At 72.1% G+C, this 20806-nt stretch carries 14 protein-coding genes and 1 riboswitch; of the genes, 7 read left to right on the top strand and 7 right to left on the bottom strand.

Translation table 11 applies throughout. The features are described from left to right. Positions 1-137: 137 nt before the first annotated feature. The 5 genes from sucD to ABZ862_RS04260 form a co-directional block, all read right to left on the bottom strand. A complete protein-coding gene (gene sucD, locus ABZ862_RS04280) occupies positions 138-1022 on the bottom strand; it encodes a succinate--CoA ligase subunit alpha (RefSeq protein WP_360951950.1) in 885 nt (294 codons plus the stop codon). A 28-nt stretch (positions 1023-1050) separates the two neighbouring features. Next, a complete protein-coding gene (sucC, locus tag ABZ862_RS04275; protein WP_360951947.1) occupies positions 1051-2232 on the bottom strand; it encodes an ADP-forming succinate--CoA ligase subunit beta in 1182 nt (393 codons plus the stop codon). Between the two features lie 340 nt (positions 2233-2572). Further along, a complete protein-coding gene (locus ABZ862_RS04270) occupies positions 2573-3766 on the bottom strand; it encodes a VWA domain-containing protein (RefSeq protein WP_360951944.1) in 1194 nt (397 codons plus the stop codon). Beyond that, complete coding sequence (locus tag ABZ862_RS04265) at positions 3763-6264, bottom strand: DUF5682 family protein (protein WP_360951941.1); 2502 nt, start codon at positions 6262-6264, stop codon at positions 3763-3765. Before ABZ862_RS04265 ends, ABZ862_RS04270 begins: the two co-directional genes overlap by 4 nt. Before the next feature lie 225 nt (positions 6265-6489). Continuing rightward, positions 6490-7620 carry an AAA family ATPase gene (locus ABZ862_RS04260; RefSeq protein WP_360951938.1) on the bottom strand — a complete coding sequence of 377 codons (1131 nt, stop codon included), beginning with the start codon at positions 7618-7620 and terminating at the stop codon, positions 6490-6492. A gap of 133 nt (positions 7621-7753) precedes the next feature. Here ABZ862_RS04260 and ABZ862_RS04255 point away from each other — a divergent pair, with 133 nt between their 5' ends. Continuing rightward, complete coding sequence (locus tag ABZ862_RS04255; protein ID WP_360951935.1) at positions 7754-9106, top strand: SWIM zinc finger family protein; 1353 nt, start codon at positions 7754-7756, stop codon at positions 9104-9106. A gap of 149 nt (positions 9107-9255) precedes the next feature. Beyond that, positions 9256-10896, top strand: a complete 1641-nt coding sequence (locus tag ABZ862_RS04250) for a DUF5691 domain-containing protein (protein WP_360953059.1) — start codon at positions 9256-9258, stop codon at positions 10894-10896. A gap of 58 nt (positions 10897-10954) precedes the next feature. Here the strand turns inward: ABZ862_RS04250 and ABZ862_RS04245 are convergent, their stop codons facing one another. Then, a complete protein-coding gene (locus ABZ862_RS04245) occupies positions 10955-11377 on the bottom strand; it encodes a cobalamin B12-binding domain-containing protein (RefSeq protein ID WP_360951929.1) in 423 nt (140 codons plus the stop codon). Between the two features lie 631 nt (positions 11378-12008). Here ABZ862_RS04245 and ABZ862_RS04240 point away from each other — a divergent pair. After that, positions 12009-12878: an alpha/beta fold hydrolase gene (locus ABZ862_RS04240; protein WP_360951926.1), complete on the top strand. Its 870-nt coding sequence runs from the start codon at positions 12009-12011 to the stop codon at positions 12876-12878. A gap of 316 nt (positions 12879-13194) precedes the next feature. Then, positions 13195-14673, top strand: a complete 1479-nt coding sequence (locus tag ABZ862_RS04235; protein ID WP_360951923.1) for a M23 family metallopeptidase — start codon at positions 13195-13197, stop codon at positions 14671-14673. Positions 14674-14714: 41 nt separating this feature from the next. On the opposite strand, the gene pcrA is transcribed toward ABZ862_RS04235, so the two are convergent. After that, entirely contained in the window at positions 14715-17279 is a 2565-nt protein-coding gene (pcrA, locus tag ABZ862_RS04230; protein WP_360951920.1) for a DNA helicase PcrA, read from the bottom strand. 263 nt (positions 17280-17542) lie between these two features. After that, positions 17543-17715: riboswitch (cyclic di-AMP (ydaO/yuaA leader) on the top strand. A 7-nt stretch (positions 17716-17722) separates the two neighbouring features. Here pcrA and ABZ862_RS04225 point away from each other — a divergent pair. The 3 genes from ABZ862_RS04225 (at position 17723) to ABZ862_RS04215 (ending at position 20800) form a co-directional block, all read left to right on the top strand. Beyond that, positions 17723-18880 carry an NlpC/P60 family protein gene (locus ABZ862_RS04225; RefSeq protein ID WP_360951917.1) on the top strand — a complete coding sequence of 386 codons (1158 nt, stop codon included), beginning with the start codon at positions 17723-17725 and terminating at the stop codon, positions 18878-18880. A 352-nt stretch (positions 18881-19232) separates the two neighbouring features. Beyond that, positions 19233-20042, top strand: a complete 810-nt coding sequence (locus tag ABZ862_RS04220) for an ATP-binding cassette domain-containing protein (RefSeq protein WP_360951914.1) — start codon at positions 19233-19235, stop codon at positions 20040-20042. Beyond that, on the top strand, positions 20039-20800 hold the full coding sequence (locus ABZ862_RS04215) for an ABC transporter permease (protein ID WP_360951911.1): 762 nt from the start codon (positions 20039-20041) through the stop codon (positions 20798-20800). Before ABZ862_RS04220 ends, ABZ862_RS04215 begins: the two co-directional genes overlap by 4 nt. The last annotated feature ends 6 nt before the right edge of the window (positions 20801-20806 follow it).

Raw genomic sequence — 20806 nt, 5'->3', positions numbered from 1 at the left:
CACTGGGCCAGTTCCCGGGTCTCGACCGCGCCGGCGATCCGGGCGGCCTCCGACGCGAGCCGTCCGTCGGTCCTCCTGCCGTCGACGAGCGCGGTCCCCGGCCGGGGGGTGCGGGCCCTTCCGGACCTGCTCCGGGGTCAGCCGGCGAGGATCTCGCGTGCCAGCTTCGCCGTCTCGGTCGGGGTCTTGCCGACCTTGACGCCCGCGGCCTCCAGGGCCTCCTTCTTCGCCTGGGCGGTGCCCGACGAACCGGAGACGATGGCGCCCGCGTGACCCATGGTCTTGCCCTCGGGGGCGGTGAAGCCCGCGACGTAGCCGACGACCGGCTTGGTCACGTTCTCCTTGATGAACGCCGCGGCCCGCTCCTCCGCGTCGCCGCCGATCTCACCGATCATGACGATCAGGTCGGTGTCGGGGTCGTCCTGGAAGGCGGCCAGGGCGTCGATGTGGGTGGTGCCGATGATCGGGTCACCGCCGATGCCGACGGCCGTCGAGAAGCCGATGTCCCGCAGCTCGTACATCATCTGGTACGTCAGCGTGCCGGACTTCGACACCAGGCCGATACGGCCCGGCTTGGTGATGTCGCCCGGGATGATGCCGACGTTGGACTGGCCCGGGGTGATGATGCCGGGGCAGTTGGGGCCGATGATGCGGGTCTTGTTGCCCTTCTTGCCGGCGTACGCCCAGGCGGCGGCCGTGTCGTGCACGGCGATGCCCTCGGTGATCACGACGGCCAGCGGGATCTCGGCGTCGATCGCCTCGTCCACCGCGTCCTTGGTGAACTTCTCCGGCACGAAGATGACGGAGACGTCGGCGCCGGTCTTCTCGACGGCCTCGGCGACGGACCCGAAGACGGGTACCTCGGTGCCGTCGAAGTCCACGGTCTGCCCCGCCTTGCGCGGGTTCACGCCGCCCACGACGTTGGTGCCGTCGCCCAGCATGAGCTTGGTGTGCTTCATGCCCGTGGCGCCGGTCATGCCCTGGACGATGACCTTGCTGTCCTTGTTGAGCCAGATAGCCATGGTGTGTTGGTGTCCTCGTCCTGAGTGTTTACTTGGCGGCGTGGGCCAGCTCGGCGGCCTTGTCGGCCGCGCCGTCCATGGTGTCGACGCGCTGGACCAGCGGGTGGTTCGCGTCGGTGAGGATCTTGCGACCCAGCTCCGCGTTGTTGCCGTCGAGACGGACGACGAGCGGCTTGGTGACCTCCTCGCCGCGCTCCTCGAGGAGCTTCAGCGCCTGCACGATGCCGTTGGCGACCTCGTCGCAGGCGGTGATCCCGCCGAAGACGTTGACGAAGACGGACCTGACGTCCTCGTCGCCGAGGATGATCTCCAGGCCGTTCGCCATCACCTGGGCGGAGGCGCCGCCGCCGATGTCGAGGAAGTTGGCGGGCTTCACACCGCCGTGGGCCTCACCGGCGTACGCGACGACGTCCAGGGTCGACATGACCAGACCGGCGCCGTTGCCGATGATGCCGACCTCGCCGTCGAGCTTGACGTAGTTGAGGTTCTTCTCCTTGGCCGCGGCCTCGAGCGGGTTGGCGGCCGCCTTGTCGTGCAGCGCCTCGAAGTCGGGGTGCCGGAACTCGGCGTTGTCGTCGAGCGACACCTTGCCGTCGAGGGCGAGGACGTCACCGGAGGCCACCTTCGCCAGCGGGTTGACCTCGACCAGGAGAGCGTCCTCCTCGATGAAGGTCTGCCACAGCGTGACGAGGACGTTCACGACCTGGTCCGCGACCTCGGCCGGGAACTTCGCGGCCTCGACGATCTCGCGGGCCTTGGCCTCGTCCACACCGTCGATCGCGTCGATCGCGATCTTGGCGACGGCGTCGGGGCGGGTGGCCGCCACCTCCTCGATCTCCATGCCGCCCTCGACGGAGGCGATGGAGAGGAAGGTGCGGTTCGCGCGGTCGAGGAGGAAGGAGACGTAGTACTCCTCGACGATCTCCGGAGCGGTCTCGGCGATCATGACCTTGTGGACCGTGTGGCCCTTGATGTCCATGCCGAGGATGTCCGTCGCGCGGGCGACGGCCTCGTCCGGGGTGGCGGCCAGCTTGACGCCGCCTGCCTTCCCGCGACCACCGACCTTCACCTGAGCCTTGACGACCGACTTGCCGCCCAGTCGCTCGGTGATCTCGCGCGCCGCCTCAGGCGTGTCGATCACTTCACCGGCCAGCACCGGTACACCGTGCTTGGCGAAGAGGTCCCTCGCCTGGTACTCGAACAGGTCCACGCGCTTCCGTCCCTATCAGTGATCTCGTGGTTCCTTGGGGATGCGTGGGCGTGCCGCAAAGGGCAACGTGAGGTCCACAATGTGTCACAGAGGGTGCGCACACGGTGTCCGGGGGAGCGGCAGGTCCGCTTTGCAGGTTATCGCTGCCTTCCGGCTGCCCCTAAAACGGGGGTCACACCCAGGCGGTGATGCCCGTCACACGGTGCCGTCATCCGTGGCACCCCGTGCCGCGTGGTTCCGGCCACGTCGCGACCTCGCCGAACCGGCCCGTGTCAGGCCCTGAGCCGGGCCCCGGGCCGGGCCGGTCGACCGCACCCCACCCGCGGTGCACCACCTGTCCTCACCCCGCGTCGGGTATCGGCAGCGGCCGCTTCTCGATCGCTGCCGCCATCACCTCCGGGAAGAGGTCGGGCGTGCAGGCGAACGCCGGTGCCCCGAGCGCGGCGAGCGCGGCCGCGTGCTCCCGGTCGTAGGCGGGCGCGCCCTCGTCGGACAGCGCGAGCAGCGTCACGAACCGCACCCCCGACGCCTGCATCGCCGCGACCCGTTTGAGCATCTCGTTGCGGATGCCGCCCTCGTACAGGTCGCTGATCAGCACCACCACCGTCTCGGCCGGCCGGGTGATCTGCGACTGGCAGTAGGCGAGCGCCCGGTTGATGTCCGTACCGCCGCCGAGCTGGGTGCCGAAGAGCACGTCGACCGGGTCGTCGAGCTGGTCGGTGAGGTCGACGACGGCCGTGTCGAAGACGACGAGCCGTGTGTCGATCGACCGCATGGACGCCAGCACCGCCCCGAACACCGAGGCGTAGACGACGGACGCCGCCATCGAGCCGGACTGGTCGATGCAGAGGACGACCTCCTTCTTCACCGACCGGGAAGCCCGCCCGTACCCGATGAGCCGCTCCGGCACGATCGTCCGGTACTCCGGCAGATAGTGCTTCAGGTTGGCCGCGATGGTGCGGTTCCAGTCGATGTCGTGGTGGCGCGGCCGGTCGATCCGGGCGCTGCGGTCGAGGGCACCGGTCAGGGTGGCCCGGGTGCGGGTGGCGAGCCGCTTCTCCAGGTCCTCCACGACCTTGCGCACGACGGCCCGCGCCGTCTCCTTCGTCGTCTCCGGCATCGCCTTGTTCAGTGAGAGCAGCGTGCCGACGAGGTGCACGTCCGCCTCCACCGCCTCGAGCATCTCCGGCTCCAGCAGCAGCGCGGACAGCCCGAGCCGGTCGATGGCGTCGCGCTGCATGACCTGCACGACGGACGACGGGAAGTACGTCCGGATGTCCCCGAGCCAGCGCGCCACGGACGGCGCGGACGCCCCGAGCCCCGCCGAACGGTCCCGGCCCGTCCGCGGTCCGTCCCCCTTCCCGTAGAGCGCCGCCAGCGCCCCGTCCATCGCGGCGTCCTGCCCGCCGAGCGTGTACCCGGTGCCGTCGGCCGCGTCCCCGCCGAGCACCAGCCGCCAGCGCCTGAGCCGTTCCCGGCCCGGGTCCGGCTCCACGTCCGCGTTCAGATCCAGGTCCGTGGTCCCGGCCGTCATCCGTGCACCCCCACAAGATCGTCGTCATCGGCGCCGTCCGCGTCCCGCGCGCCGTCCGCGCCGACGACGCCGTCCGCTTCGTCCAGGCCCAGCAGCAGCCGCACCACCGGCAGGACGGCGTCCGCTCGTCCGGCGTCGAGCAGCGCCGCGAAGCCGGGGACGCCGGCCCCGCCGGCCGCCGCCGTGTTCTGCCGCCCGCCCGGCCCGCGCCGGACCAGCTCGCCGAGCGTGCGGCGCACCCCGGGCTCGTACGCCGAGAACGTGCGGCGCAGCAGCGGCAGTACGTCCGTGAAGGCGGCGGCCGGTACGGCGGTGAGCCACGCGTCCACCAGCGCGAGCAGCCGTTCGTCGTGCACGAGCAGCAGCCCGCCGCCCGAGCCGCCGCCGACGAAGCCCTCGATCCAGGCGGCCGCGTCGGCGGGCGGGGTGCCGGGGGACAGCACGAGCCCCATCAGCCGGGCCGCCTCGTCCTGCGTGAGTTCCCCTTCGTCCAGCAGGATCCGTACGGCACGCCCGCGGACGATCCCGGGAACCGAGTCCCGTCCGGACAGCGTGCGCAGGACGGCACGCCACCGTTCGCGCAGGTCGGCGTGACCCGGTGCCGGGGCGTCACCGAGCAGGCCCACCGCGCCGTGCACGGCGTCGATGTGGCGCCGCATCTCCTCGGCCGCCTCGGTGTCCAGCGCGGCGCACGCCGGGGGCAGTCCGACGAAGATCCGCTCGGCGAGACCGGCGGCGACCTCGGTCAGGGCCCCGGTGTCGGTGCCGCGGGCATCGCCGTAGCGCAGGGAACGGACCAGGGCCGGAAGCGCCTGGGCGAGGTGTCCGACGTCCGAGTCGAGCGCCGCCCGGTCGGCGAGGACCCGCATCACGAGCGGCAGCGCGTCCGTCAGCTCGGCGAGCAGACAGCGCTCGGCGAGTCCGGTGACCTCGGCGAGGGCCTGGGCGCCGAGGGCGTCGGCCTCCGCCCTGGCGGTCGCGGCGGCGAGCACGGTGGTGCCCCACACCCCGGCCTCGGCGACCCGGACGGACAGCTCCGGCTCCCAGCGCAGCCGCCAGGTCTCCCGGAAGGTGCCCGTGCTGCCGCGCGAGCGTGCCGGGCTGCCCCAGTCGACGCCGAGCAGCCGCAGCCGGTGGAGCAGCCTGCTGCGCCCGGCGTCGGTCTCCCTCCGCAGATCGAGCTCCAGTTCCTTCTCCAGTGCCTCCGGTTTCAGCCGCAGGCTGCGCTGGAGGCGGGTGAGGTCGCGCTGCAACGGCACGGCGGGGGCCGTGTCGGGCACCTCGCCCAGGACGTCCCCGACCACCAGCCGGTCGTGGATCAGCGCCAGCGGCACGTCCGAGCCGTCGCACATCACGGCCCGTACGGCGTCGGTCGTCTCGCCGAGGCCGGGCAGCGGGCGGCCGCGCATCGCGGCGAGCGTCTCGGCCAGCCGGACCGCCTCGATGACGTGGGCCGACGACACGACGCGGTCCTCGTCGCGCAGCAGTCCCGCCACCTTGGTCAGCCACCGCTCGACGGGGCGGTCCCGCACGCCGAACAGATGCGCGTACCACCCCGGCGAGTCGATGCCTGCGCCGTAGCCGCTGTACCGGGACAGTCTGCGGTGCGTCCACGGCACCCAGGTCATATCGGCCTTGACCTTGGGCAGCCCCTTCAGCAGCGCGCGGTCGGCGCTGACGGCGGCCTTGCGGCGCAGTGCGGGCACATGCCAGGCACCGCACACCACGGCCACCCCGTCGTCCCCGAACTCTCGGCGAGCCGAACGCAGCTGGAGCCGCATGTACGCCTCCCGCACCAGGTCCCGGCGGTGCCCGCCGTCCCCGTACGCCTCGCGCAGCGCCTCCATCGCCTCCTCGAGCACGGCGAACGGCGCGAACGCGTCCCGTTCCGTCCCGCTCCCCCGGTGCTCGACGACGTCCTCCCACCACCGCTCGGGATCGTCGTACCCGGCGACCCCGGCCAGCACGGCCAGCGGATCGACCCGTACGTCCCGGTCGGGGCCGGCCGCCGGGGACTCCTCCTCATCGGCCGCCGGGGGCTTCCCGTCCCCATGCGTACCGGTCTCCCCCGGTGCGGCGGCCTCCTCCGGTGTGCCGATCGTCTCCGTCTCCCCCGGCATGCCGGCCGTCCCCGTCCCCGTCTCCCAGGCCAGGGTGTGCACGGCCGGGAGGTCGATGAAGCGGGCCGGGACATCGTGCTCCACGGCCCAGCGCAGGGCGGTCCACTCCGGGGAGAACCCGGCCAGCGGCCAGAACGCCGAGCGGCCGGGTTCGTCCACCGCGTGGGCGAGCAGGGCGACCGGCGGACGCATGCCCTCGTCGCCCACCAGCGGAATCAGCGCGTCCGCCTCGGGCGGCCCCTCGATGAGGACGATCCGGGGCCGCGCGGCGTCCAGCGCGGCCCGCACGGCCCGGGCGGACCCCGGGCCGTGGTGCCGCACGCCGAGCAGCAGGGGCCCGCCGGGGCCTCCGCCCCGGGCCCGTTCAGTGCCCGTCACACCGGCCCCCTCCGTGTGCCGTCCGCACGGCGCGCACCGCACGCGCCGTCGGCCCGACCCGCCCGGCCCGCCGCGGGGCACCCGCACGGATACCCGCCCGACGCGGCCAGCGCGTGTCGTCGTCGTCCGCCATGCCGTTCCCACCCATGCGTCCCACTTCCCGAGCGTCGGTGTTCATGACTCCCCCAGTGATGTCGGTCAGGCCGTCGGTCCCGGCGGCAGCGGTCACGCGCTCACCTCGCGGCAGGCGCGGTAGAAGTCCATCCACTCGTCACGCTCCCGGACGACGGTCTCCAGGTACTCCTGCCAGATGACCCGGTCGGCGGCCGGGTCACGGACGACGGCGCCGAGGATGCCCGCGGCGACGTCACCGGGCCGCAGCACCCCGTCGCCGAAGTGGGCGGCGAGGGCGAGGCCGTTGGTGACGACGGAGATCGCCTCGGCCGTCGACAGCGTGCCGCTGGGCGACTTGAGCTTCGTCCGCCCGTCGGTGGTCATCCCGTCGCGCAGTTCACGGAAGACCGTGACGACGCGGCGGATCTCGTCGATGCCGTCGGGCGCGGACGGCAGGTCGAGCGAGCGGCCGATCTGGTCGACGCGGCGCGAGACGATGTCGACCTCGGCGTCGGCGCTCTCCGGCAGCGGCAGCACCACGGTGTTGAAGCGGCGGCGCAGCGCGCTGGACAGGTCGTTGACCCCGCGGTCGCGGTCGTTGGCCGTGGCGATCAGGTTGAAGCCGCGGACCGCCTGCACCTCCTGGCCGAGTTCCGGTATGGGCAGCGTCTTCTCCGACAGGATGGTGATCAGCGTGTCCTGCACGTCGGCCGGGATACGGGTCAGTTCCTCGACGCGGGCGGTCATGCCCTCGGCCATGGCCCGCATGACGGGACTGGGCACGAGGGCGTCGCGGCTGGGTCCGTGGGCGAGCAGCCGCGCGTAGTTCCAGCCGTAGCGGATCGCCTCCTCCGGGGTGCCGGCGGTGCCCTGCACCAGCAGGGTGGAGTCGCCGCTGACGGCGGCGGCGAGGTGCTCGGACACCCAGGTCTTGGCGGTGCCGGGCACACCGAGCAGCAGCAGGGCGCGGTCGGTGGCGAGGGTGGTGACGGCGACCTCGACGAGGCGGCGCGGGCCCACGTACTTCGGTGTGATCACGGTGCCGTCGGGCAGCGTGCCGCCGAGCAGATAGGTCGCGACGGCCCAGGGCGAGAGTTTCCAGCGGGCCGGGCGCGGGCGGTCGTCCTGTACGGCCAGCGCCGCGAGTTCGGTGGCGAAGGCGTCCTCGGCGTGCGGTCGCAACGCCTCGGCCGGCCCTTCGGCCGGTGCTTGCACGGAAGTCGGTTCGACGGACACAGACATGGCTGAGGCCCCCTCCAGCTCGGCCGGTTCGGATCTGGTGTCCACCGTGCACCACGCCACTGACAATGCGTTCTGACCTGCGAAAATGCTGTCTCGGGGTCGATTGTCAGTGGGGGGATCTACCTTCGATGGCATGACACAGCAGGGGGTGCGCTGGACGGCGGACCAGGTGCTGGCACTGGCACCTGACACCGCCTCACGCAAAGCGGGCAGCAAACTCGGTGCGGCCGGACCGTGGTCCCAGGCCGGAAGCTCGGACGAGGGGACGGTGTGGGGGCTGTGCAAGGGCAGCGGCAGCAAGCCGTACCAGACGGTCGTCGACATGTCGGACGCGGCCGGGACCGCGTACAAGTGCAGTTGTCCGAGCCGGAAGTTCCCGTGCAAGCACGCCCTCGGGCTGCTGCTGCTCTGGGCGGGCGGGGACGCGGCGGTGCCGGTGGCGCAGCCGCCGGACTGGGCCGAGCAGTGGCTCGCGGGCAGACGCAAACGAGTGGAGGCGAAGGCGGCGGACCAGGCATCCGGCTCCGCCGGCTCCGCCGATCCCGCGGCGGCGCGGCGCCGGGCGGAGCGGCGGGCCGAGCGGGTCACCGCGGGCGCCTCGGAACTCGAGCAGCGTCTGGCGGATCTGCTGCGCGGCGGCCTGGCCACGGCGGAGCAGGCGGGGTACGGGATGTGGGAGGAGACCGCGGCCCGCATGGTCGACGCGCAGGCACCCGGACTGGCCGCGCGGGTCCGTGAGCTGGGGGCGATACCGGCATCGGGCCCGGGCTGGCCGGTGCGGCTGCTGGAGGAGTGCGCGCTGCTGCACCTGCTCGACCAGGGCTGGCTGCGCCGCGAGCGGCTGCCCGACGGCCTCGCGGCGACGGTCCGCTCGCGGATCGGCCTGCCCGCGTCGGCGGACGGTCCGCCGGTGCGCGACCGCTGGCTGGTCCTCGCCCAGTACGACACCGTGGACCCGAAACTGACGACGCGCCGGATCTGGCTGCACGGCGCGGAGTCGGGCCGTACGGCACTGCTCCTCTCCTTCGGCGCGGCGGGCCGTGCTCCCGAACTGGCCCTGCCCGTCGGTCTGGCCGTGGAGGCGGCGGTGTCCGCGTACCCGGGCGCGGGGCAGCCGAGGGCGGTCCTGGGCGAGCGGTTCGCGGCGCCCGCCCCGGCGGCGGTACGTCCGCCCGGGGTCGGCACGGAGCAGGCCGCGGCGGCCTACGGCGAGGCCCTGCGGGCGGACCCCTGGCTGGACGCGGTGCCGGTGACGCTGGAGGCGGTCGTGCCGGTCCAGGACGGTGACTCCTGGCAGCTGGCCGACGCGGACGGCGACGCGGCGCTGCCGCTGAGCGCGACGGCCCGCAGCCGACCGGGCCTGTGGCGGCTGGTCGCGCTCTCGGGCGGGGCCCCGGTCAGGGTCTTCGGCGAGCACGGCCACCGGGGCTTCGCCCCCCTGACGTCCTGGCCCGAGGGCCCGGGCGAGGCGGTGCCCCTGTGCTGAACGAACCGGCGCCGAGACGGCCACGACACGAGAGGACCCCCTTGAACGCGAACAGGAACATCAACGGGACCGTCGACGGGAACCGGAACGTCAACCTGAGCGGGAGCGGCCACCCGAACGAGAGCGGCGACTCGAACACCGCCGCCGCCATCGCCGCCGCCACCGCCCCGGCGGAGTCGCCGCCCCCCACGGACGCCTGGGAGGACCTGGTCACCACGGCCCTGCTGGGCACCGATCGGCGGCCACCCGCCGGGACCGGCCCGGCCGGCGACGCCGCGGTGACGCTGCTGGACGCGGCGGCCGTGCAGACCGTACGGCGGCGGGCCGGGCTGCGTCCGGCCCGGGCGGTGCGCCGGCCCGAACCCGCGCCCGCGGACCCGCGCCCCGCGCTGCCCGCCGCGGCGGTCCGCAGGCTCACGATGCTGCTGACCGACCGCCCGGGCACGGGAAGCGGCCGCAGAGGCACCGCGCCGGACCTGATGGAGCTGCTGCCGCAGTGGCTCGCCACGGCCAACGCGCGCGGCTACGCGGCACCCCCGCAGATGCTGCCCGCGCTGCTGGACGCGGCCCGGGGCCGTACGGACCTGCGGGCCGCGACGCTCACGTTCGCGGGGCCGCGTGCCCTGTGGCTGGCCCGGCTGAACCCGGACTGGCGGTTCGCCCTGCGCACGGCGCCGGGCTCCGGCGCCCGGCTGCCGGACGCCTCGGACCCGGACCGCGTACGGCGGCTGTGGCAGGAGGGGCTGTTCACCGAGCGGGTCGCCCTGCTCGCCGCGCTCCGGGCCGAGGACGCCCCGGCGGCGCGCGAGCTGGTCGCGACGACCTGGTCGACGGAGCGGGCGGAGGACCGGCTGATGTTCCTCGACTCGCTGCGCACCGGACTGCACGCGGCGGACGAGCCGTTCCTGGAGCAGGCGCTCGGGGACCGCAGCCGCAACGTCCGGGCGACGGCGGCGGAGCTGCTGTCGGCACTGCCCGGTTCGGCGCTGGCCGCGCGGATGGCGGTGCGGGCCGGTGCCTGTGCGGCCGTCGACCGCACCCAGGGTTCACCGGTGATCGTGGTGGAGGCACCGCTCGAGTGCGACGCGGGCATGGAACGGGACGGTGTGGTGGCCAAGCCCCCGGCGGGACGGGGGGAACGGTCGTGGTGGCTGGGCCAGCTGGTGGAGTCGGCGCCGCTCGGGACCTGGCCGGCGCGGTTCGGCGGGCGCTCGCCGCACGCCGTGGTGGCGCTGCCCGTGGCGGACGACTGGCGGACCGAACTGCACGCCGCCTGGTGCCGGGCCGCGGTGCGGCAACAGGACACGGAGTGGGCGCGGGCGCTGCTCGGTTCGCCCTCGGCACCGCAGTCGGCGGGGCCGGGGGCGGTGTCCCTGGCCGAGCGCGCCAAGCTGCTCGGCACGCTGGAACCGGCCGAACGCGCCGGGTGGGTCGCCGGGTTCATCGCGACCCACGGGCTGTCGGAGGCGTTCCAGCTGCTCGGGGTGTGTGCCGTGCCGTGGGCCGGGCCGCTCGGCCGGGCGGTGGTCGACGCGCTCGACATCGCGCGGGACGCGGGAAGCTACCCGTGGAGCTTCAGCGGGGTGATGGGACTGGCCGAGCGGTGTCTCGACCCCGCCGAGGCGGCACGGCTGGACGGGCTGCTGGCGGTGCCGGACGAGTCGGAGGACGCCTCACCGGGCGCCGGAGGGTACTGGGCGGAGGCGTTCCAGCGGCTGGTCACGACGCTGCGCCTGCGCGCGGCGATGGCCGACGAACTGGCCGCGCCGGGGCACCCGGGCACCGGCTGAGGCAGGAACCGCGCATCCCGCCGTGCCCCGTCTCCCGCGGCGCGGCCCGCTCCCCTGCTCAGCCGCCCGAGGCGGCCGGCTGCCGGACGTTCTCCCGCACCCACTCGACGACCGACTGCATCGTGGCCCCCGGCGTGAAGATCGCCGCGACGCCCTTCTCCTTCAGCGGCGCGATGTCGTCGTCGGGGATGATGCCGCCGCCGAAGACGACGATGTCCGCCGCGTCGCGCTCCTGGAGAAGGTCGATCACGGCGGCGAAGAGCGTGTTGTGGGCGCCGGAGAGGATGGACAGGCCGATCGCGTCGGCGTCCTCCTGGATCGCCGTGCCGACGATCTGCTCGGGCGTCTGGTGGAGCCCGGTGTAGATGACCTCCATGCCCGCGTCGCGCAGGGCCCGCGCGATCACCTTCGCCCCGCGGTCATGGCCGTCGAGCCCCGGTTTGGCCACCACCACGCGGATCGGACCGGCTGCCACACCCATCACTGCCTCCATGAAGCGACTACGGCCATCCGTACCGGGCGCGGCCGGCACCGGCGGCGCGGCGGCCGTGGGAACCGCGCCGAACCCGCTCCCGTACCGACGGGTACCGCACACCGGGTACCGCACACGCCGAGCGTTTCGACCATGCCGTACGTACCGCGCACTGTCCCGTCCCGCACCGGCGGCGGAGGTGAACGAACGTTATCGCCGATACCCCGTTACCGGCAGTTTCACGGTGGCCACGGAGGGGGAAATCACACGTGGGACATATTCGCCGCGCACGGTCCCAGATCTTCGCGACCCGCGGCCGCACGAGGCAGCGGCAGGCGGGTCGCACCGGGACCGGGCGCAACGGGAAGCCGCAACGAGGTCGTCGTACCGCCGCGCCGCACGCCTGTGCGGCGCGGCGGTACGACGCATCGGCGGGGGCTCGCCGGGTACACGAGGCACAGGGGACGGGCGGCACACACAGCACACGACACGCATGACGCACCACGGCACCGCACACGCCACACACCCCACCCGCCCCGCAGGACCCGCTCGCGACCCGCCGGTCACCTCCGCAGCGGTTTCCCCTCGAGGGCACACGGGGGACAATGGTTTCCTCGCACGTGCCGACAGGAGGTCGGCCATGAAGGCAACCGGGGCAGTGCAGCCCTTTCTCCCGTTCTGCCGACGCCTGCTGCCCGACAGGCTGGCGGGGCTCTCCGTCGCCCTCCTCAAGGCGACCGCGCTGGATCTCGCGATCCTGGTGGGCCACCTCTTCCTGTATCCGTCCGGGATCTTCGAAGAGCGCCGCGATCCCGACCCGGCGCCCGCCGTGCCGGACGGGACCACCACTCCGCTGCCGGCCCGGCCGCGTCCTCCGGTGGTGCTGCTGCACGGTTTCATCGACAACCGCTCGGTCTTCTTCTTCCTGCGCCGCACCCTCGCCCAGCACGGCGGCCGGCACATCGTGTGCCTGAACTACTCCCCGCTGACCTGGGACATCCGTGGCGCGGCCGAGCAGCTCGGCAAGCACATCGCGGAGATATGCGAGCACACCGGCAGCGACCGGGTCGACATCGTCGGGCACAGTCTGGGCGGACTGATCGCGCGCTACTACGTGCAGCGGCTCGGCGGCGATCACCGCGTGCGCACGCTGGTGACGCTCGGCACCCCGCACGCCGGCACCAGGGCCCTGCCGCTGGCCGACGCGCACCCCATCGTGCGGCAGATGCGCCCCGGCTCCGACCTGCTGAAGGAGCTGGAGATGCCCGCACCGGACTGCCGGACGCGGTTCGTCAGCTTCTGGAGCGACCTCGACCACCTGATGGACCCGCTGGAGTCCGCCGGTATCGACCATCCCGACCTTCTCGTGCAGAACGTGCAGGTGACCGGCATCGGCCACCTCGCCCTGCCCGTGCACCCGGCGGTCGCGACCGGGATACGGCAGGCCCTCGACGCCGAAGAGACGGCGGCAGGGGCGACGCCCCGTCGCAACGGCCTGACCGTCGCCTGACCGCACCGCACCCCCACCCGGGCCGGCCCGCATCCGCCGACGCCCGGTCGCGCCCGGACCGCGGTCAGCCGTGTCCGGACCGCGCCCGGACCGCACCGACCCGGTCACAGCCGAGGCACAGCCCGATCACACCCGAGCACCTTCGAACACGTCTCGAACATAAAGCCAAACCCGTGCCCGCCGTCCCCCGAAACACGGCCGAATGCCCGTTTCCTACTGGCGCGAAACCTGCGGAAGATTGTCGCGCCCGTATACCGCCGGGTACAGTCACCGCACTGCTCTGGCAGCCCCTGTAGTCGAGGCGAAAGAGAAGTTGGTGAACGACCGTCACCCGTCGGGGACCGTGACCTCCCCGGCCCCGGCTTCCGATGCCGCCCCGGCGCCCTACGCGTCGTACGGCGGCCAGGACGCCCAGTACGGCGACTTCACCACCTACGGCGGCCACGACGGCTACGACGCCGCGGCCTACGCCACCGACACTTACGACACCTCCGCCGCGTACGACGCCTCCGCCTGGACCACCGGCGCGCACCAGCCCACCGCCTACCAGGACCCGTACGCGGCCCAGCAGGCGGGTTACGACAGCGGCGGCTACGACGCGACCGCCTGGACCGCGGAGTACGGGTACGCCCCGCAGGCCTCGATCCCGCAGCAGGGCACCGCCCCCGAGGTCTCCGGCCAGTGGGACGCGAGCGGCTGGCAGCAGCCGGACCCGACCGGTACGCCCGCCGACCGGACCCAGCAGTGGGAATGGGGCACGCAGACCTTCGAGACCGGCACGTACGACGCCACCCAGTGGGACATCCGCTACCAGGACCCGGCGGCCTCCGACGACCGGCAGGCCGACACCACGGACCACGCCGACACCGCCGCCCTGGACCAGGCTGGCGGACAGCAGGCGGCCGTGCCGTTCGACCAGTTGGAGACCGCCACCTTCAAGGCGTTCGACGACGGCTCCCGCACCGTCCCCGCCGCCCGCGGCGAACTGCCCGCCGAGGCGCCCCCGCTCCTGGAGGGCCAGGAGGAGTACGTCCCGCGTCCCGCCTCCCGCGGCGCGGCCCGTTCCCGCCGCCGTGCTCCCGCCAAGCGCTCCGCCCTCCTCACGGTGGCCGTGCCCTCGGTGTGCGTGATGGGTGTGGCCGGGGTGGCCGCCGCCTCCGTCGGCACGCTGACCGGCGGCGAGAAGGACACCTCGGCGTCCGCGTCGGACGCTCAGTCGGTGAAACCTTCCGTCGCGAACGACAAGCTCGACACCCAGCTCCGGAGCCTCTCGGCGGGTGCCGACGACTTCGCCGACCGGGCCAGCCGTACGCAGGAACGTATCGACCTCAGGGCCGAGCAGGCCACCGAGAAGAAGAAGGCCGCAGAGGAGGCCGCCCGCAAGGAACGGCTGCGCCCGAAGTTCGCGATCCCGGTCGCGCAGCTGGGTCTGAGCGCCTACTTCGGCCAGGCCGGCGTCAACTGGATGTCGGTGCACACCGGGATCGACTTCCCCGTCTCCTACGGCACCACCGTCATGGCCGCGACCGACGGCGTCGTCACCACGAAGTGGAACAGCGCCTACGGCAACATGATGATCGTGACGGCCAAGGACGGCACGGAGACGTGGTATTGCCACCTCTCCACCTACCGGGTGGCGTCCGGCACGTCGGTCAAGGCCGGCGACCCGATCGCGTACTCCGGGAACTCCGGGAACTCGACCGGCCCGCACCTCCACTTCGAGGTCCGCCCGGCGGGCGGCTCACCGATCGACCCGCTCCCGTGGCTGCGCAGCCACGGCCTCGACCCGACGTAGCGGTCCGGGGTTCCACCCCCGTCCCACCGCTTCTCCACCGGCTACAGCTTCTCCACCGGCGCGTACCGCAGCAGCAGCCGCTTCGGCTTGTCGCCGCCGAAGTCGATGGTCGCCTCCGCCTTGGGTCCCGTGCCGCCGACCGCCACGACGGTGCCGAGCCCGAACTGGTCGTGGGTCACCCGGTCCCCCACCGCCAGCGACACCGCCGGCTTCTCCGTCGCCCGGCCCGTGGCGAACCCCGACCCGCCCGCGGCCGACGAGCGTGACCGCGACGACGACAGCGAGGCCGTGAGACCGGACACCGGCCGGGAGGAGACAGGCGCGGTGGCTCCGGTGCGCTTCCACTCGAGATGCGCGGCCGGGATCTCCTCCAGGAAGCGGGAGGGCGGGTTGTAGGAGGGCTGGCCCCAGGCGCTGCGCAGGGTGGAGCGGGTCAGGTAGAGCCGCTCCCGCGCGCGCGTGATGCCGACGTACGCGAGGCGCCGCTCCTCCTCCAGTTCCTTGGTCTGGCCGAGGGCACGCATGTGCGGGAACACGCCGTCCTCCATGCCGGTGAGGAAGACGACGGGGAACTCGAGGCCCTTGGCGGTGTGCAGGGTCATCAGCGTGATGACCCCCGAGCCGTCGTCCTCCTCGTCCGGGATCTGGTCGGAGTCGGCGACCAGCGCGACCCGCTCCAGGAAGTCGGACAGCGTGCCCCCGCCGGCCCCGGCACCCACCGCTCCCGCCGTCTCCGTGCCCGCCTCCTCCGTCGCGCCCTCACCGCGCTCCTGCTCGAACTCCAGCGCGACGGCGGCGAGTTCCTGGAGGTTCTCGATCCGGGTCTCGTCCTGCGGATCGGTGGACGCCTGCAACTCGGCCAGATAACCGGTGCGTTCGAGGACGGCCTCCAGCACGGTGGCCGGTCCGGCACCGGACTCGACGATCGTACGGAGCTCTTCCATCAGCACGTTGAACCGCTTGACGGCGTTCGTCGACCGCGCCGCCATGCCGTACGCCTCGTCGACGCGGCGCAGGGCCTGCGGGAAGCTGATGCGCTCGCGCTGGGCCAGCGCGTCGATCATGGCCTCGGCGCGCTCGCCGATGCCGCGCTTGGGCACGTTGAGGATGCGGCGCAGCGGGACGGAGTCCTCCGGGTTCGCCAGCACCCGCAGATAGGCGAGGACGTCCCGGACCTCCTTGCGCTCGTAGAAGCGGACGCCGCCGACGACCTTGTAGGGCAGGCCGACGCGGATGAAGATCTCTTCGAAGACCCGGGACTGCGCGTTGGTGCGGTAGAACACGGCGACGTCACCGGCCTTGGCGTCGCCCGCGTCGGTGAGCCGGTCTATCTCCTCGGCGATGAACTGCGCCTCGTCGTGCTCGGTGTCGGCGACGTAGCCGGTGATCTGCGCGCCCGCGCCGGCGTTGGTCCAGAGGTTCTTGGGGCGGCGGGACTCGTTGCGCTCGATGACCGCGTTGGCCGCGCTGAGGATGGTCTGCGTGGAGCGGTAGTTCTGCTCGAGCAGGATCGTCGTCGCGTCCCCGTAGTCCTCCTCGAACTGGAGGATGTTGCGGATGGTCGCGCCGCGGAAGGCGTAGATCGACTGGTCGGCGTCACCCACGACGCACAGCTCGGCGGGCGGGACGTCGTACTCGTTCGGCGGCGCGTCCACCGGGTGCCCGGCGGTGCCGACCAGCTCGCGCACCAGCGCGTACTGGGCGTGGTTGGTGTCCTGGTACTCGTCGACGAGGACATGACGGAAACGGCGGCGGTAGTGCTCGGCGACGTCCGGGAAGGCGCGCAGCAGATTGACCGTCGTCATGATCAGGTCGTCGAAGTCGAGGGCGTTCGCCTCACGCAGCCGCGACTGGTAGAGCGCGTACGCCTGGGCGAGGGTCTTCTCGAAGCCCTCGGTCGCCCGGGCGGCGAAGTCCTCCTCGTCGACCAGCTCGTTCTTCAGGTTGGAGATCTTGGCGCTGAACGACTTGGGCGGGTAACGCTTGGGGTCCAGCTCCAGATCACGGCAGACGAGCGCCATCAGCCGCTTGCTGTCGGCGGCGTCGTAGATCGAGAACGAGGACGTGAAACCGAGCTTCTTGGACTCGCGGCGCAGGATGCGCACGCACGCGCTGTGGAAGGTCATCACCCACATGGCGTTCGCCCGCGGCCCGACGAGCTGCTCGACACGCTCCTTCATCTCGCCGGCGGCCTTGTTGGTGAAGGTGATCGCGAGGATCTGGCCGGGATGGGCGCCCCGCTCGGCCAGCAGGTACGCGATGCGGTGCGTGAGGACCCGCGTCTTGCCGGAACCGGCTCCGGCCACGATGAGCAGCGGGGTGCCGGAGTGCACGACGGCGGCGCGCTGGTTGTCGTTCAGCCCTTCCAGCAGGGCGGCCGGGTCGACGACGGGGCGCGGGGCACCGTCCCGGTAGTAGGCGTCGCGGCCGGACGTGCCGCCCTGGTACGCGTCCTGGTCCGGGGGCACGTCGAACTTCCCGCCGAACAGATCGTCCGGAAGCGACTCCGGTACGTGATCGTCCTCGGGCGGCGGCGGGGGCTCCCCCTCGTGGCCCTTAGGGGCCTGGAGGTCCGCCAGGAAGCTGTCGTCAAAGAGGCTGCTCATCGCTCTCCGAGTCTATGACCCCCCACTGACAATCCGGAGCCGCTCCGGGAAGGGGCAGCCGGGGCGCCGGGCGCCGGTGAGACCCAGGTCACGCTCCGGGCAAGGGGCGCAGATCACCCCATAAGGACGTCACGGCCACCCGGCGAGGTGAAGGTCACAAATTAGTATCGGGCATATCGGCCATCAACCTTCACAGGCAGCACACGAGTTGGCTACCGTTCCGGTCAGACCGCACGACCCCCACCGGCGAACGTCGCCGGGCCGCGCGGCCTCCGCCGAGTCCGGTGCGCCCACAGGGCAGCCGGAGCCGGGGACCCACCGACCTTTGGGGTGAATCGGCCCGTATCCCCGCCGGGATGCGAACCGTAGGGCAACCCTTCCGAACCACCCGCCCGAACCCGACAGCTAACTCGGTAGGCGGAACGTGGAAGGAGTCGCCTCCCTTGGCGTCGCACCGCAAGTCGCGCCCCGCCGGCCCGCGTGTCGCAGGCATTCGCACCCCCGTCATCGCCACGGCGGCCTTCACCTCCGTCGCCCTCCTCTCCCAGACCGCGAACGCGGCCCCCTCCGACGACAGGCCGAGCCTGGAGGAGGTGCAGAAGAAGGTCGACGACCTCTACCGCCAGGCCGAGTCCGCGACCGAGAAGTACAACGCGGCCAAGGAGAAGACCACCAAGCAGCGCAAGCAGGTCGACACCCTCCTCGACGACGTCGCCAAGCGCACCCAGAAGCTCAACGCGGCACGGGAGCAGCTGGGTTCCTTCGCCGCTGCCCAGTACCGCACGGGTGCCTCCGCACCCAGCACGGCGACCTTCCTGCTGGCGGACACCCCGCAGGACTACTTCGACCAGTCGCAGCTGATGAGCCGTCTGACCACCCGCCAGAAGGGCGCGGTGGACGATTACGTCAGTGAGCAGTCCGCGACGATGAAGAAGCGTCAGGAGGCCGCGCAGAGCCTCCAGACGCTCACCGAGTCGCAGAGTGACCTGAAGACGGCGAAGTCGACGGTTCAGAAGAAGCTGTCCGACGCCCGCGGCCTCCTCTCGAAGCTGAACGCGGAGGAGAAGGCACGCCTGGCGGCGATCGAGAAGAAGAAGCAGGAGGAGGCCGCCCGCAAGGCGGCGGAGCTGGCCAGGCAGCAGGCGGCAGCGGAGAAGGCGGCCCAGGACAACACGTCCGCAGGCTCGTCCTCTTCCTCGTCATCGTCCTCGTCCTCTTCGGGTTCGTCCTCCTCCTCGACGTCGACGAAGGCGGAGAAGGCCCTCGCGTTCGCCCGCGCCCAGATCGGCAAGCCGTACGTGTGGGGCGCCACGGGCCCCGACTCCTACGACTGCTCGGGCCTGACCCAGGCGGCCTGGAAGGCGGCGGGCGTCACCCTCCCGCGCACGACCTACGACCAGGTCAACGCGGGCACCACGGTCTCCCTGGCCGACGCGCAGCCGGGCGACCTGATCTTCTTCTACTCCGACGTGAGCCACGTGGGCATCTACATCGGCAACGGCATGATGATCCACGCCCCGAAGCCCGGCGCGTACGTCCGCGAGGAGTCGGTGTACTACGGCGGCACGTCGATCATCCACAGCGTGGTGCGGGTGGGCTGACGCAGGTGCAGGGCCGCCTCGGACCTGCCGGATCCTCAGCGCTCTGTCGTCCTTCCCGGCGATCTGCCGTCACCTTGCCGTCGGCGGCAGATCGCCGGGAGTCGCTCCGCGGAGTGACTCCCGGCCGGGGTCGCGCAATACCGGCCCGAGCAGTGCCGACGTCTCTTGCCACCGGCGGACATCGCGCCCCGGCAGAGCTGCCGCCGTCGTGAAGCAGCAGGCCCGGAGCCCGCTGGGATGCCGTGGTCGGGCCGCTTGACCTTGACGCCGGGTCAACCCTCCATCCTTCCGGCAGGAGCTTCCTCACAGCCGAACAGCCGGCTGGAGAGCTCCGCGAAGGAGGCAGATGGCCATGGTGACCCAATCGATCGCCGGTCCGGCGATTCGCGTACGGGGTCTGGAAAAGTCGTACGGGAAGCTCGACGTGCTGCGCGGCGTGGACTTCGACGTGGCGCGGGGCACCATCTTCGCCCTGCTCGGCTCCAACGGGGCGGGCAAGACCACAACCGTACGGATCCTCGCCACACTCCTGAAACCCGACGCGGGGACGGCCGGCGTCCATGGCTTCGACGTCACCACGCAACCGGCACAGGTGCGGGAGTCCTTCAGTCTCACCGGGCAGTTCGCGGCCGTCGACGAGATCCTCACCGGTCGGGAGAACCTCGTACTCGTCGCCAGACTGCGCCACCTCGAGGAACCGGGCGCGATCGCGGACGACCTGCTGAGGCGCTTCTCGCTGACCGACGCCGGAACGCGGAAGGTGTCCACGTACTCGGGCGGAATGCGCCGCCGGCTGGACATCGCGATGAGCCTCATCGGGAATCCGTCGGTGATCTTTCTGGACGAACCGACGGCCGGACTCGACCCCGAGGCGCGCATCGAGGTGTGGGACGCGGTCAAGGAACTGGCCGGTCATGGAACGACAGTGCTGCTCACCACGCAGTATCTGGAGGAGGCCGAGCAGTTGGCCGACCGGATCGCGATCCTCCACCAGGGTCGGATCATCGTGAACGGCACCCTCGCCGAACTCAAACAGCTCTTCCCGCCGGCCACGGTCGAGTACGTCGAGAAGCAACCGACTCTGGAGGAGATCTTCCTCGCGGTCATCGGCGGCGGCGACAAGAGCGACGCCAGCGGCACGACCACCGGAGGACCACGATGACCGCGTACTTCCTCAGCGACACCGCAGCGCTCACGGGGCGAACGCTGCGCCATGTCACACGCAGTATGGACACCATCATCACGACCGTCATCACGCCGGTCGCCATGATGCTGATGTTCGTCTACGTGTTCGGCGGCGCCATCGACACCGGGTCGGTTTCGTACGTGAACTACATGCTGCCCGGCATCCTGCTCATGACCATCGCATCGGGCATCTCCTACACCGCGTACCGGCTGTTCACCGACGTGAAGAGCGGGATCTTCGAGCGATTCCAGTCCATGCCGATCGCGCGGTCGGGGGTGCTGTGGGCCCATGTCGTCACCTCCCTGGTCGCCAACCTGATCGCGCTCGTGCTCGTCGTGGGCGTCGCCGTGCTGATGGGATTCCGCTCAGGGGCAGGAGTGTCGGCATGGCTCGCGGTCACCGGCATCCTGCTCCTGTTCACCCTGGCGCTGACCTGGCTCGCCGTGATCCCCGGGCTCTCCGCGTCGTCGGTCGAGGGAGCGGGCGCGTTCGCCTACCCGCTCGTCTTCCTGCCGTTCGTCAGCTCGGCGTTCGTGCCGACGAAGACGATGCCCGGCCCTGTGCGCTGGTTCGCCGAGCACCAGCCGGTGACGTCGATCGTCAACACGATCCGCAGCCTGTTCGCCCAGCGGCCGGTCGGCGACGACATCTGGATCGCCCTCGCCTGGTGCGTCGGCATCCTCGTCGTGGCGTACGCCTTCGCGATGGCCGCCTATCGCCGGAAGATCGCCTGAGGCAGT

It is taken from the genome of Streptomyces sp. NPDC047000 (assembly GCF_040644295.1).
In the GTDB taxonomy this organism is placed as follows: Bacteria; Actinomycetota; Actinomycetes; order Streptomycetales; family Streptomycetaceae; genus Streptomyces.
The sequence above is the reverse complement of the archived record's forward strand: the minus strand, read 5'-3'. Positions and strand labels throughout refer to the sequence as shown.